Here is a 15,555-nt window from a genome sequence, read left to right on the forward strand (position 1 = left end):
CGAGATCTATTTTTCTTTGTTTCTGTCCTCCATTCAGAGAGAAAGTAATGTAGCTGATACCAATATTTAAACTACTTACATTTGTCCAATCTATTGCAGATTTACTCTGTCCCGAGATATTCGGTTTTACTGTATTATTATCGATTGAAAGTATAGCTCCCGAAACCCATAGGGTGTTGCTTAATAATAGTATCGCAGCAAGAATAAAAGCTATAAGCGCACTGAAAAATAATATACCATAACGACCGGAAATCCCCTCTGTAATACAGAAATAAAGAGCAAATCCTGTTAAATAAATACCTGTTATGATATTTATAGTTTTCTTAGTGGAAGAAAGCGTATTGTAATCAATAATTAATTCATTCATTGTAGTTTTATTTAAATTTATTACTACAAATATGAGAAATAATACTGATTTTATAGTGTTCTCTGAAATTATTCTTTGCAGATATCTTGAATAACAAGCCCTGCTAGGGTGAAGCCAAATGTAGCTGTGATATGAACCAGCGTACCATTGGTCTGAGCTTTCACACTCGGATTGTCTTGTTTTAGTAATTCTGAGCTCTTTGACTCATCATGTTCATACTTCAGACCTTTGTTTTCTAATACTTCGTCACTATATACACATTTAAATTTTTTCCAAGGTTTTTCTCCTTGTTTCATTTTTCGACGAAGTGCTGCAGCGAGCGGACAGCCTTTTACATTCCAAAACTCGGCAACTTTAATTCGCGTTGGATCCATTTTTAAGGCAGCACCCATCGAAGAAAATAATTTAGCTTTAGTCCGTGTTGCTGTGCGAATTAAATGTACCTTATGTTTCAGACTATCTATCGCATCAATTATATAGTCGTAAGATTGAAGGTTGAAAGAATCAGAAGTTTCTTCGCTATATACCTGAGCAATAATTTCTATTTCTGCATTGGGGTTGATGTCGAGTAATCGAGACTTTAATACTTCCACCTTACGCTGTCCAATAGTTTTTGTTGTAGCCATAAGTTGTCTGTTTATATTTGTCTCGCAAACTTTATCAGAGTCAACGATAGTAAGATGTCTTATTCCTGATCGAATCAGGCTTTCGGCACACCAACTACCAACTCCTCCTACACCGAATAAAATAACTCTTACCGAAGAGATCTTGTTCATCAATTTGTCACCCAGTAGTAGCTCTGCTCTCTTAAAGATTCCTTTTTCCTCTTGCATTCTTTCTATTTTCATTTTTTTAGGGGTACAAACTTACAATAAATATTTCTGATTTCATGTTAAGAAAATAATCATGTATCTTTGCTGCTCAAATAATTAACGTGTCATGGTACTCTTCTTGTGTTGAGACACCTATTATTAAGTGAATCTAGCTAAGAATACAACAAAATATTATCTTTTTAATTATGAATATATTATTATTAGGAAACGGAGGTCGTGAAAATGCATTAGCATGGAAGATTAAGCAAAGCGATAAGGTTCAGAAGCTTTATGTGGCTCCCGGCAATGCAGGAACTCATGAAATAGCTGTAAACGTAAACTTATTGCCCACTGATTTCCCTGAGATAAAACAATTCGTATTAAAGAATAAAATAGATATGGTTGTTGTAGGTCCCGAAGAGCCACTTGTAAGAGGAATATACGATTTCTTCGTCAATGATGATGATATTAAAGATATTCCGGTTATAGGCCCCTCTAAGATAGGAGCACAGCTTGAAGGTAGCAAGGATTTTGCTAAGCAATTCATGATGCGTCATAATATTCCTACAGCCAGATATAAAAGCTTTACATTAGATGAGTTGGACGAAGCTTATTTATTTTTAGAAGAGCTAGAGGCTCCATATGTGTTGAAGGCAGATGGATTAGCTGCCGGAAAAGGCGTACTTATAATAAGTGATATAGAGGAAGCGAAACAAGAGCTAAAAGAAATGCTTTCGGGGATGTTTGGCGATGCTAGTAAAACTGTTGTTATAGAAGAGTTTTTGTCGGGAATAGAATGTTCTGTATTTGTGTTAACGGATGGAGATTCTTATAAAATACTACCTGTAGCCAAAGATTATAAACGAATTGGCGAAGGAGATACGGGGCTGAATACCGGAGGAATGGGTGCTGTGTCGCCGGTATCGTTTGCTGACGATGTATTCATGAAAAAAGTAGAAGACCGTATTGTTATTCCAACAATAGAGGGGCTGAAAAAGGATAAAATTGTATATAAAGGATTTATATTCTTAGGCTTAATAGAGGTCAAAGGGGAACCTATGGTAATTGAATATAATGTACGTATGGGTGATCCTGAAACTGAAGTTGTCATGTTGCGGATAAAGTCTGATTTTGTTTCTTTGTTAGAAGGGGTTGCAACAGGTACATTGGAAAGTAAATTGCTGGAAATAGATAGTCGTTATGCTGTTACCGTGATGCTTGTATCGGGCGGTTATCCGGGAGACTATGAGAAGAATAAAGAAATGTCGGGTTTGGATAAGGTAAAAGATAGTATCTTATTTCATGCCGGAACAAAGCTTGAAAATAATAAGGTGTTGACAAACGGAGGACGTGTTATTGCAATAAGCTCATATGGAGAAACCAAGAATGAAGCCCTATCTCTATCCTTCAAGAATGCAGATGTAATATCTTATGATAAAAAATACTATAGGAAAGATATAGGTTTCGATCTCAAATAAAATGGCAGCTATTCCTAGATTTTATAAAAGTCATATTGCGGAAGGGAAGGGGTTTCTTATAATCTCTATTATTTTTGCAGTATGTATGAGGATCGCATTTGTAATATCATCAAATGCTATGCCTTCAAATATGGAAGGAGGGTATCTTTGGCAACTGCTCGATTTCTTTTCGGGTAATCCATTATATTCATTGGCAGGTAGTAGTATTATTGTATCTGCAATGGCTGTATTGACTGCTCATATCAATACTGATTTTGTACTGATAAGGCGGAGGACTCTGTTGCCTCCCGCTATTATAATTTTATTGTTTAGCTGTCATCCTTCGTTGGTGTGGATATCTCCGGCGTATATTGGGGTATTATTCATGCTTTTTACAGTATCTATATTGTTTGCCTCTTATAATCACTCTGAAAGATCTGTCGCTGCATTTAAAATAGCGTTTATGCTTTCTTTAGGAAGCCTGTTTACGCCTCTTTTATTACTCTTTGTCCCATTAACATGGATTGCTCTTGTAATAATGAGGTGTTTTAGTTTTAGATCCTTGTTAGCATCCTTTTTGGGAGTCTTTATAGTATATTTCCCTACATCCTCTTTTTATCTTCTTACGGACAATCTAAACGAATTTCTTTCTCCTTTTCTACATTATAGCAGTTCTCAACAGTTAGTCATGTTTCCTTTTCTCCGTTTTGATATTGCTATATGGGCTTCTCTTATTTTTATAATTCTTTTTTTGAGTATTATCATTGGAGATAATTTTCTTAACAGGCATAAGGATAAAATAAAAATAAGGGCATATTTATCGTTATTGATATTTTTCACAGTCTTATCTTTATTGTTCTCTATCTTTATAAATATAACACCGCAAGTGAGTCTGTATATTTTTATGGGAGTGGGATCATTCCTATTATCTCATTTCTTTGCACTAGGAGAAACAAAGGGGACAGTAGTACTATTTTATATATTTATAGTGGCTTGTTTGTTGTTTAGCGGCTTATCTTTTCTCCGGTAGTAAAAAAATTACAAACAAATATTTTTGTAGCTCAATTTTATCACGTTGATACAAAGTTTCTTAGTTTCTATCGTGGTTTGAGTGATAAATCTTCTGGTAGTTTTTTTACTCAAAAACTTGCTAGTCTCGCTAAAAAGCAGTAATATTGCATCCGATTTCGGGATAACCTCCGAAAATCAGGTCCTATAGCTCAGTTGGTTAGAGCATCTGACTCATAATCAGGGGGTCCCTGGTTCAAGCCCAGGTGGGACCACTTAAAATGAAAGAGTTACAGTAGAAACTGTAACTCTTTTCTTGTTTTAATGCCCTTGTTTTAGTAGTGTTTCAATGGGTTTTGTAAACCAATAGTAAAACCACAAAACAATTTTGTAGAGAGGGAAATAAATAATTCTAAACTTTCTCTTTATCAGAACATAGAAGTTAAGATTTCAATTTTACAAGCATTTTTGCTTATTTGAATAAGTGTAACTATCATTATCCTTAATGAATATTTATGATTTTATATTGACCGATTCCACAGGTTGCTTCTTTATGCTATCCAAAGGCATACTGTGATATTTTACATTTTCAAAATCAATAGTCTTTAGGTTGATGCAACGGATATTACTATTATACATAGTTCGATAATAGATGATACAGTTTTGTGTATCTGTGGCCACTGTAAACTGAGTAGCACTTGGTACATCAGCTGATGCTTTTCCCCATAGTTGTTCTGTACCTGTTGGAATATCGAAATTATTCAAAATATGGAATGCTTGGAAAACACTTTCCTGTGCAGACTGTTGTTGTGGAGCTGTCAATTGGAAAAACGTAGCACGAACAAATCGAGATGGAGGAGTAAAATCTCCCGGAAGTCCTAACAAGCCGGTTCCATGCCCGAGCGACTTCGTTTGCAAAGGGCCAAAATTATGTCCTGGAGGTGTGCCGGGTTGTAAATTTATATAATTATTCAAGTTTGTCCAGTGCCATTCTAAGTCTGGTGAATTGGTCAATACTCCCAAAGGATTATCATAAAAATGCATGATTTCATCTACTATCTCAAGTACGATCTGACGTCCCGATGGTTCAGTGAATCGCCAATGTACAGTGGAAGACCGAGGATCAATATTCGTAACACGTATATTTTTAAGTTTTTCTTTAACTTCATCTACGGTTTTACACTCACCTAGTACATAAGATACTAATTGGAAATCCGCTAAGCTTCTTTCTTTTTGGGATGGATCATAAGAGGGGTATTTCCCATAATTAGGGAAATAAAAAAGTCCGGCAGACAGACCTTTTTCATTGACACCTTCCACCATAAATTCCTTTTGCTCTACCGACAAACCTATAAATCCGTATTTGCTCGTAAATTTCATTCCATCCATTCCGGAAGGTGTAAGCGACTGAAGCTGCTGATGGCGAGGAACAACCACATACATTGTATTCATAACACTTTCAGCCCATTCAATAGTACGTGCGGCAACGACACTTCCATCACTACTTTTTAATGTGATACCTGTACAAGCATTTATTGACGCTTGTAATTGCAAAACAAGTATAGCCAGTAAAATTAATGATTGTTTTGAGTTCATAGTTAACAATTTTAGTGTTTCAATAATAAAACAATTGAAAGACAAAAACTGTTTAATGTGAAATTATAATTACCGTGTAATCAAACGCTATAGTGTTCAGTCGCCCACGGCTAATATTGATAGAGAATATATTCTTGTTTTATATATCCAATAGAAATGTTTGTTGTACTTCGTATCAATTACTTTGTTTGATTTACCATTTGTATTGTACCATCAGCATTATAATAAAGCTTATCTACACATACCGATCGTAGCCAATCATTAAATTCTCCATTTTTTTCAGATAAAGAACTGTCATGGTAGAAAGAGTACCACTGACCTTTGTATTCTACTATCGATCCATGGTTCGTATAGCTATTTGTTGGTTCCATATAAATGCCCTGAGACTTCCAAGGTCCTAGTGGACTATTGCTCGTTGCATATCGCATGCGATTGTCTCCTTTTACTCCATCATTCCAATTGTTATCATGATTGTCTGAATAAGATAGATAATAAATACCATTACGCTTGTGTACCCATGCCGCTTCATGGAAATCATAAAGACCTTCCATCTTCTGAAGGCTACCATCTACTTCCATCATATTGTCTTTGAGCTTACCTCCAAGGCATATACCACCACCACCTTGATATATGTATGCTTGCCCATCATCATCGATAAATACATTCGGGTCGATATGAGCCTCCATTCCTTTTACGTATCCTTGTACCACAAAGTCTTTTGCAGGAAATTTACTTGTTGCCACTCCAATTTTCCAACTTTTGTCCCAATCTGATCCACTAGGATGCGGAAAATAAAAATAATACGTGCCGTTTTTGTAAACACAATCGGTCGCCCACATAAACCCCCCTTCAGGTCTACCCCAGGATACTTGAGTCGAGCGAAGTATTTCGCCATGATCTACCCAGTTTACCATATCATCTGTAGAGAATACATGATATTGATCCATCAGGTCGCACCCTTGAGGCGGGGCGATATCATGCGATGCATATACATACAGACGTCCATCATTCCATACCCGAGCCGAAGGATCAGCAGTATACATGTGTTTTATAAACGGATTTTTCTGACTATAGCTATTGCAGGATAACAGAGAAAATACAGCGATGTATACGGTGAAGATACCTTTTTTCATTGAGGTTAGTGTTATAAATTATTTACGACTTATTTATTTTCTATTTGCTTTTAGTATGAAGTCAACAATGGGTGCAGGATTAGAAAGACTATGCGGATGATGTTTAAGTCCATGTTTCATCATTACGGTGATATCTCCGCCTGCTTCTTTTATTTTTCTTTCAAACTCGATCGTTTGACTTGGAGGTACAGCTTCATCCTGATCGGCGCACAGTATAAGAATAGGGTATTTTCCTTTTACTATTTCTTTTATCTTGTCTGTTGGGCTTCCTTTAAATGTACGTATATCCGCTTTCGTTTTCAGATTGTATGCTTGTATGAAGTTTTCCGTCATTTCATCTAAATCTCCATTTCTATCTGCTAAATAGCGGCAGTCGAGCAAAGGATTATCTACGTATATGCAACTAACTTTATCCGGATTGGCTGCTGCCCAGCAAAATGAATACATTGCACCGCGGCTCATACCTTCCATTGTACTCTTTTTCGATAAATCTGCATTGGTTAACAGTTTGTAGAATTCACTCCATATAGAAATGGCCTCCTTATTTCCCATCAGTTCGGCAACATCGCAATATACCAGATGATAGCCTCTTTCGAGTAGAGCTATATCGGTTTGTGGTTCATGCGCCCAAAATCGGGCACGCCATATCCACGGTTTTCCCAAAGCTGTAAATTTAGGTTTAACAACTTTACAGTCACGATCCCTCAATTTGAAATCGGCGCATGTGTATCCTTTGAAATTGCTTATATTATAAGCTGTTTTTGTTTTTTTTAGGACATCAAAAGACTTATCTGTTTTCAATATAATCTGATCATATAGCCTGCTAGCAATAATTCTTGAGCCTTCGTCATTCGGATGTATCTTGTCCGGAAATAGATCGGGTCTGTTTATTAATAACGAGTGCATATCCAATACTTCTACTTCTTCATTATATGCCACTTGTTGCATAATTGGAATAATATTGTTCACAATAATGGGATCCCATATTTGGTTCGAGTCTGTTTCGAAGGAAACAAAGGGAAGCATCAGGATAATTCGTGGTTTTGATGGCAGGCTTTTAAAGGATTTTACCATATCGCTGCAATCCTTTACAAACTCATTCATGTAAACCCGATTAATAGCCTTTGCATCATTTCCTCCTAAGTCTATAAACACGATATCGGGATTGCTATCTAAAGCTTTCTTATAGGCTTCGGTATTCCAATAGGGATGATCTCCTTTACGAAGCATCGTACAACTACTTACTCCACAATTGATCACTTCGTAATCACTCCCTAAAAAGTGTGTGAGCTGTGCCGGATACGAATCTCTTTTCGGATCAGTTGTTAACGCCCCTTCCGTAATACTCGCTCCTACGCAGACTACTTTTGTCTGAGCACTAGCTATTATCTGAGAGATGAAAATACAGAGAATAAGTATATATTTCATGCTGTGCGTTTATTTCCTTTTATATTAGCATGGTGGGATGAAAATCAAAAGAGTAAGTCACACTTTCTTAATACTAGAGCTTAATGTTCATTTCTTCACCTTGATATAGAATTTCTTTATCGGGTTGTGAAGTAATATTTATGCTTTTTCCTTCCTCTATTACTGTAATATTAAAAGATCTGGTTTTCAACATGCCCGGAAATTCTCCTGCTCTCTTTCCTATAGTCAATACCCCCGTTCTGTCATTCCATTTGATTGTAATTGTTGAATAGATCCCTTTTTCGTAATTATAGTTGTTGTTCTCATCCTCATATAATACAAATTCAGCATCTTTTCCGGGATAAACAAATAGCTTAAGATTATCCCATTTTCTTTCCTCTGCATATTGCACTTTGGGACCCCATGGGAGTATAGTGCCCGCTTTTATATATAGTGGAATAATATCTATTGGTGCTGCTTTGCTGACTTCCTGTCCTCCGTTAAGCTTTTCTCCTGTCCAGAAATCATACCAGTCGGCTCCTTCCGGCAAATATACTTTTCGAGATTTTACCACATTGAAATTTTCTACAACATTGCCATTTATACGATCCACATACATAGAATCTGTTACAGGTGCAACTAGTATTGACTTACCAAACATAAACTGATTATCTATATTATGTACTTTTTTGTCTTTAGCAAAATCCATGCTTAAAGCTCTCATCATAGAGCCTGCATTTGCTGTAATGTCATGACCAATAGAATACATATATGGCAAGAGGCTATACCGAAGATTGATATATTTCTCCTGAGTATCATAAGCCCAATCTCCTTTTTTGCCGAACAGATATATCTCTCGGGGAGTATTTGTTCCATGCGAACGCATCATCGGCGTAAATGTAGCAAACTGCATCCAACGCACATATAATTCATGGAATGCTCTATCTTCAACCCCTTTAGGATAGACACGCCCTGCCCAGAAACCTCCTATATCTGTGTTCCAGTAAGGAATTCCGCAAAGAGAGAAATTTAGGCCTGCCGAAATTTGATTGCGAAGCACATGCCAACGTGAATCGATATCTCCCGACCAGGAGTTTGCTCCATAGCGTTGCTGTCCTGCAAAGGCTGAGCGGGTAAGTATATATACGCGCTTTTCTGACATCGTCTTGCGTTGGTTGTCGTACACACCACCAACAGATGCCAGTGGATAAGCATTTGCTACGTCTCTGTATGATCCAAGATGTGTAGTCTCATTAAAAGATTTTTCACTCACATTGTATTCTGGCTCTGTGGCATCCAGCCACCAACCGTCCATACCGATAGATAATATATTTTTATTCATGAAATCCCAATACACTCGGCGACCTTCGGGATTAAAAGCGTCATATACTTTTACTCCATTATCTTGAGGAAATGTATCGAAATTGAATAAGAGTTTTTTATTTTTTAGTTCTTTATAAATATTTGTATTCGGACCAAAGGATGGCCAAACGGAGATGGCTATATGTGCATTCATTTTGTGCACATCGTCTATCATTTTCTGAGGATTAGGGAAAGTCGGATTTCCAAATTCTACAGCGTTCCACTGCTTGTTGTCAGTGCTCCAGTATTGCCAGTCCTGCACAATGCCGTCAAGAGGTATGTTTAGACTACGGTATTTTTTTACTACATCCAATAGTTCATCTTGCGATGTATATCGTTCGCGGCTTTGCCAAAATCCGTATGTCCATAACGGAAACATTGGAGCCTGCCCTGTTAGTTCTCGTATCTGTGCAATGACACCATCAGCATTTTGTCCATACATAAAATAATAATCAATACATTTACCCGAAGCTGAAGTAAAAGACAATCCTTCTGCCGAATCTTTATAAACTGTAGGCGAGTAATTATCCCAGAAAATAGCATATCCTTTTACCGAATGAATAATTGGTATTGCTATTTCCGTATTTCTCTGGCGAAGCTCTATCTCTTGTCCGCGTTGATTCATATGTCCTTGTTGATGCTGTCCCAGCCCGTAAATGGCCTCTTGTTTATCCAATAGAAATGTTTGTTGTACTTCGTAAGACTTACCGCTCTCGTAGTTTTTTGGTGTAAAGATGGAAGAACTATTCTTCTCTGCTATAAAAGGTCTCGTGTCAGTACCGTTAAATAATACATCTCCCGTCTTGAGATTTAGTGTAATAATGACCTCTGATGAAGTTAATGTTATCACATTGTTATATTCTTGTATTTGAAAATTTGTGCTTTCAGGTTCTTTGATCACCGAGAGGCTTTTTTTGTTTGGGATCTCTCCCTGTGGATATTTTAAAATCCTTATAATTTTAGAATTAAAAAATTGAATTTCAATGCTTGTTGAATTTATATTAGCCTTGATGCCTTGAGATGTACGCTGATAATTTTGTGCAGCAAGCTGACTGCAAAGGGTGAGAATGAAAAGTGTAATGAGTGCTTTTTTCATGATTGTATCGATTTTTATATTCTCCCTGTGATGTTTTATATTATTTAGCATCACAGAGAGAAATGACTTTTTATAGTTTTTCGGCTGAAGGTGGAGCTTGGTTTGCTCCCCATGCTTTATTCGCCTTATTACCCATTATTAATACAAGTTTGCCGCCATTTTCTATATCCGAATGATTGAACCAAGGTTTGTTCCACTCTTTTCCATTCAATGTAGCCGATTGGATATACTTGTTGTCTTCGGAATAGTTTTGAGCTACTACTTCAAATACTTTACCATTGCTCAATATCATACTAGCTTGAGAAAACATGGGGCTTCCAATATTATAAACAGGCATACCCGGAGTAACAGGATAGAATCCCATCATAGAGAATACCACAAAAGCAGATGTTCCTCCTCCGTCTTCATCGCCGGGAACGCCCATCAGGTCGTTTCTAAACCACTGCTTCAATAAAGTATGAATACGTTTCTGCGTTTTCCACGGCTGTCCGGCGTAGTTGTAGAGATAAGGAATATGAAGGCTTGGTTCGTTTGCCATAGAGAATTGTCCTACATTGCCTGTATGATCGGGCAATTGTGCATAAAATTCGTATTTGCCACGTCCAAGAGGTTCGTTAAAAGTTTGATCCAGATTCTTTATGAATTGTTCATTTCCTCCCATCAGATTTACAAGGTCATCCACATTATGAGGTACATCCCAACGATAAATCCAGCCGTTATTTTCTCCGTAATAGTCCCGTGCACCCATGCCTCCCGAGAAGCGGTAATCGAACGGTTCTATAAATTTCCCTTCTTTATCTTTCGGGTGGAAAAAGCCTGTTTCTGCATTGTAGACATTTCTATAGTTGTAAGAACTCTTCAGATAATACTTTGCTTCATCTTCTTTTCCCAAGGCTTTGGCTATTTGCGACAAGCACCATTGATCGTATGCAGTGCCAAGGGTTACGGCTATCGGTTGTCTTTTTTCGAAAGGGCTAACATTTGCTACCGTTTCTTTTTCGCCCGGATATAACGCCGGAATATATCCTTTTTCTTTATAAAACTCATCTAGCCATCCGGCAGGAGCTCCCGACCATGGAATAAGCGTTTTTTCTTCTATTCCTTTTTTACATGCGATATATGCCTTTTCCAAGTCAAAACCTTTTAACCCTTTTGCATAGCCGTCGATAACTGTTGCTACGGCATGGTTGGAGTTCATCCGGCGAGAATCGCCTGTAATCTCAGGGAAGGTAGGCATCCAGTTGTTGCCCATTTGTTCGGCCATCAACAAGTATGAATTAATGATATTCACTTCTTCCTCAGCATCGATCATTACACGCAAAGGATGAGTCGCACGATAGGTGTCCCAGATCCAGTCGTCTGTAAAGAATGGTTTACCTGCATCTTCATGTACTTTTCCGTCGAAAGCACTAAAGTAACGACCGCCTTCGCTGATGCATACCGGACGTTCATAACAACGGTAGAGAGAAGTATAGAATACCGTTTTGTCAGTATCATTGTCTCCACTAACCTTGATTTTGCCTAAAGCGTCATTCCATATTTTGCGACCTTTATCAGCCAGTTGTTTCACTTCATAGTCTTTTTGCTCTCTGCGTAGATTCTCTTTTGCCTGTTCTTCGCTGATAAAAGATACTCCGTAGCGTAAGCGCAAAGTTTGTGCATTATCTCCATAATATAATACGACACAGGCATTGTTGCCTTCGGCACTTTTTTCTTTGTCGTTGATTACATTATCTTTCAATACTCCTGTCAGGACTGGAGTCTGTTCTGTTTCCAGATATATATAGACATTCGTATTATTCGCCAGTTTTTGGTATCCGCTTACTGTATTTCCGTCTGTCCTTATAGCTCCGTTACGCGAATTGAGTATCAGGTAAGCAGGAGTGTTGGGCAAAGTATAGTCTATCTGATAAATAGCGGATTGGTGAGCAAGTGCATATTGGATATGCGTTTGTTGATCGTCCAAGTCAACCTCATAGCTGTACGGCGTGATCTTTTCACGATCGTAGCTGTAGGATATAACAGGTTTTATTTTGGCTTTATCACCCTGATAAGGACTCAGGTTGAAGGCCGAACTACCTCTGTGACTCGTGATGATCAGAGGTAGCCCCTTGATCATATCGCTCGTGAAATCGGCACGTTCGGGGTAAACCCGAAGCATACTGTTAGGCAGATGGATGGTCGGATACGTGGGTACCAATAGGTGACTGATGTTTCCCATATAAGGGTTTACATAATCTACCGGCTGCTTGTTGACACCGCTGTTGTTACTTGCTGTGCAAGCTGATAAAATAGAAATAAAAACAATGGTGAATGCATTTCTAAGCTTCATGATAAGTTTTAATTTAAGTTGGCATTTATTTAATTTCGAGTACAAAGTAAACATATACCATTCGTATAAAGAATTAAGATTTGTATTTTCTATTCAAAGAATGTTTATTAACATATATGTCGAAATAATTTTATCTCCGGATTTATGATATTTTTCATTGGTATTAATGATTATGATATTTTTATATCACAAAGTAATGTGAGGGCAATTAAAAAAATACGTCGCTAGGTGTTAATAGGAGTATTAAAATGTAATTAAAATGCGATATTAACCGATGATTACATTAAAATTGAGTCTTTTTTGATGCAAAAACAGTAAAATTTGGGTAATCTCCTTTTTTTAATAAGATATTAAGTCTGCATTAATTTGATTTTTAATATATAAGCTTTTTCTTTGTTATCAAATGAATACTTGTAAATATCATGAAGAAATACCTTTTGTTTTTATCAATTTTTACTTTAAGTACTATTTTTTGTAAAGCTCAAGACACTAAGCTTTTCTATAAACGCCCGGCTAAGGAGTGGGTAGAAGCATTGCCTTTAGGAAATTCACGGTTGGGTGCAATGGTTTTTGGAAATCCTGCAAGAGAACAGCTCCAACTCAATGAGGAAACGATGTGGGGAGGAGGGCCTCACAGAAATGATAGCCCCAATATGTTAAAAGTGTTGGATGAGGTGCGCTCTCTTATCTTTGCCGGAAAAGAAAAAGAAGCAGAGGCTTTGTTGGAAAAAAATATGAGAACTCCGCATAATGGTATGCCCTATCAAACAATAGGAAGCTTATATTTAGATTTTGCAGGACATAATAAATATTCTAATTATTCAAGACAACTTGATTTGGCTACAGCAGTAGCTACGACAAAATATACTGTAGATGACATTAATTATACTCGTGAGATATTCTCTTCTTTTACAGATAATGTCATTGTTATGAAAATCACAGCTGATAAGGCGAATAGTATTAGCTTCACAGCAGGATATGACTCTCCTGTAAAAGATTATAAAGTTCAAGCTAAGGGTGATAAGCTTATTCTCAAAGGTATGGGAGCAGAACACGAAGGAATAAAAGGCGTGATTCGGTTCGAAAACCAAACTCAAATAAAAACTGTAGGAGGGAGTGTAAAAGTTGAGGGTAACAAACTCTCAGTAAAAGCTGCCAACTCGGTTGTTATCTATATTTCTATAGCCACTAATTTTGTGAATTACCAGGATGTGAGTGCTAATGAATCAACAAGGGCTACTCATTTTTTGAAAACCGCAATATCGAAGTCCTATGATAAAGCATTAGCAGATCATATAAAATACTATAAAAAACAATTCGATCGGGTATCATTAGATTTGGGAAAATCGGACAGTATTCTTGAAGAAACAGATGTAAGAGTTAGAAACTTTAAAGAAGGAAAAGATCAAAGTCTGGCTACCCTACTTTTCCAGTTTGGGCGTTATCTACTTATTAGTTCATCCCAACCGGGAGGGCAGCCTGCAAATCTGCAAGGAATATGGAACGACCAATTAGTGCCGCCTTGGGATAGCAAATACACCATTAACATCAATACGGAGATGAACTATTGGCCTGCGGAGATTACCAATCTAAGCGAAACACATCAACCTCTTTTCCAGATGTTAAAGGAGTTGGCGGTGACAGGGCAGGAGACTGCAAAGGTAATGTATAATGCCAATGGCTGGGTTGCGCATCATAATACGGATCTTTGGCGTACTACAGGTCCTGTAGATGGAGCATTTCATGGTATGTGGCCTAATGGAGGGGCATGGCTGAGTCAGCACATGTGGCAACATTACTTATATACAGGAGACAAGAACTTCTTAAAAGAAGCATACCCTGTGCTGAAAGGTGCAGCAGATTTCTTTCTCGACTTTTTGGTGGAACATCCTACATATAAATGGATGGTAACATCACCGTCTACCTCTCCCGAACAAGGCCCTCCTGGAAAAAACACGAGTATAACGGCAGGATCTACAATGGATAATCAAATTGTTTTTGATGTGCTTAACAATGCTCTGGAGGCATCCAAAACCTTAGGCGTAGGTGATGAAGCATATAATCAAAAACTCGAGAATATGATTTCTCGCCTTGCACCTATGCAGATAGGAAAGTACAATCAATTGCAGGAATGGTTGGGAGATTGGGACGATCCGAAGAATGATCATCGTCATGTCTCTCACTTGTATGGGTTATATCCAAGCAATCAGATTTCACCATATTCACATCCAACGCTTTTTCAGGCGGCAAAAAACTCACTTCTCTATCGTGGAGATATGGCCACAGGCTGGTCGATAGGTTGGAAAATTAATTTTTGGGCACGTCTGCTCGATGGTAATCATGCCTATAAAATTATTTCGAATATGCTATCTTTGGTAGAGCCGGGTAATAACGATGAGCGTACTTATCCGAACCTGTTTGATGCCCATCCGCCATTTCAAATAGATGGAAATTTTGGATTCACTGCGGGGGTAGCAGAGATGCTTCTGCAAAGTCATGATGGAGCAATACATTTACTACCGGCTTTACCTGATAAGTGGAAGAACGGAAGTGTTAAAGGGCTAGTAGCTCGTGGTGGTTTCGAAATTTCATCGATGGATTGGAGTGATGGTGAGATATCTTCTGTAACAATTACATCTAAACTAGGCGGAAATATGCGACTTCGCTCTTATGTGCCATTAAGAGGTGATGGATTGCAGGAGGCAAGGGACGTGAATACTAATCCGCTATATAAAACGGCAGATATAAAAGAGCCGTTGGTATCGAAGGAAATAAATCCTCAATACCCTCTGTTGTATAAAGTTTACGAATATGATATAATGACTCAACAAGGACAGTCTTATACCTTTAAGAGAGGAAAGTAAGTTTTCCTGTAGTAGATTAAAAGTGTTTTTCGCTATCAATATTATTCTCTTTGTCATTCTGAATGCAATGAAGAATCTCCTCTTCCTGAGTATATTAAAAACTGACAAGGAAATAATGAAA

10 protein-coding genes and 1 tRNA gene are annotated in these 15,555 nt (G+C 37.6%); 4 read left to right on the forward strand and 7 right to left on the reverse strand.

The genetic code is table 11. From position 1 onward, the window contains the following. The coding region (locus PKC55_RS11370) for a hypothetical protein (protein WP_324373080.1) at positions 1–367 on the reverse strand (367 nt) is incomplete at its 3' end. Between the two features lie 68 nt (positions 368–435). Continuing rightward, a complete protein-coding gene (locus PKC55_RS11375) occupies positions 436–1,215 on the reverse strand; it encodes a tRNA threonylcarbamoyladenosine dehydratase (protein ID WP_291126112.1) in 780 nt (259 codons plus the stop codon). Between the two features lie 170 nt (positions 1,216–1,385). On the opposite strand from PKC55_RS11375, the gene purD reads away from it, so the two are divergent. From purD to PKC55_RS11390, 3 genes are all read left to right on the forward strand, one after another. Further along, positions 1,386–2,657 carry a phosphoribosylamine--glycine ligase gene (gene purD, locus PKC55_RS11380; RefSeq protein ID WP_324373083.1) on the forward strand — a complete coding sequence of 424 codons (1,272 nt, stop codon included), beginning with the start codon at positions 1,386–1,388 and terminating at the stop codon, positions 2,655–2,657. 85 nt (positions 2,658–2,742) lie between these two features. After that, a complete protein-coding gene (locus PKC55_RS11385; protein ID WP_291126108.1) occupies positions 2,743–3,666 on the forward strand; it encodes a hypothetical protein in 924 nt (307 codons plus the stop codon). 179 nt (positions 3,667–3,845) lie between these two features. Next, a tRNA-Ile gene (locus PKC55_RS11390) sits at positions 3,846–3,919 on the forward strand. A 238-nt stretch (positions 3,920–4,157) separates the two neighbouring features. Here PKC55_RS11390 and bsh read toward each other — a convergent pair. The 5 genes from bsh to PKC55_RS11415 form a co-directional block, all read right to left on the reverse strand. Further along, positions 4,158–5,240, reverse strand: coding sequence for a bile salt hydrolase (gene bsh, locus PKC55_RS11395; protein ID WP_291126106.1), 1,083 nt, complete (start codon positions 5,238–5,240; stop codon positions 4,158–4,160). A 179-nt stretch (positions 5,241–5,419) separates the two neighbouring features. After that, complete coding sequence (locus tag PKC55_RS11400) at positions 5,420–6,373, reverse strand: family 43 glycosylhydrolase (protein ID WP_291126104.1); 954 nt, start codon at positions 6,371–6,373, stop codon at positions 5,420–5,422. Positions 6,374–6,406: 33 nt separating this feature from the next. Beyond that, the gene (locus tag PKC55_RS11405) at positions 6,407–7,801 is read right to left on the reverse strand and encodes a GDSL-type esterase/lipase family protein (RefSeq protein ID WP_291126102.1); all 1,395 of its coding nucleotides are present in this window, start codon (positions 7,799–7,801) and stop codon (positions 6,407–6,409) included. A 73-nt stretch (positions 7,802–7,874) separates the two neighbouring features. Further along, positions 7,875–10,238 carry a glycoside hydrolase family 31 protein gene (locus PKC55_RS11410; protein WP_291126100.1) on the reverse strand — a complete coding sequence of 788 codons (2,364 nt, stop codon included), beginning with the start codon at positions 10,236–10,238 and terminating at the stop codon, positions 7,875–7,877. Positions 10,239–10,308: 70 nt separating this feature from the next. Next, a complete protein-coding gene (locus PKC55_RS11415; protein ID WP_291126098.1) occupies positions 10,309–12,570 on the reverse strand; it encodes a GH92 family glycosyl hydrolase in 2,262 nt (753 codons plus the stop codon). A 422-nt stretch (positions 12,571–12,992) separates the two neighbouring features. Between PKC55_RS11415 and PKC55_RS11420 the strand changes: the two genes are divergently transcribed. Beyond that, positions 12,993–15,434 (forward strand): glycoside hydrolase family 95 protein, encoded by a 2,442-nt coding sequence (locus PKC55_RS11420; RefSeq protein ID WP_291126096.1) that lies wholly within the window; start codon positions 12,993–12,995, stop codon positions 15,432–15,434. The last annotated feature ends 121 nt before the right edge of the window (positions 15,435–15,555 follow it).

Origin of the sequence: Dysgonomonas sp. (assembly GCF_035323175.1) — a bacterium.
In the GTDB taxonomy this organism is placed as follows: Bacteria; Bacteroidota; Bacteroidia; order Bacteroidales; family Dysgonomonadaceae; genus Dysgonomonas.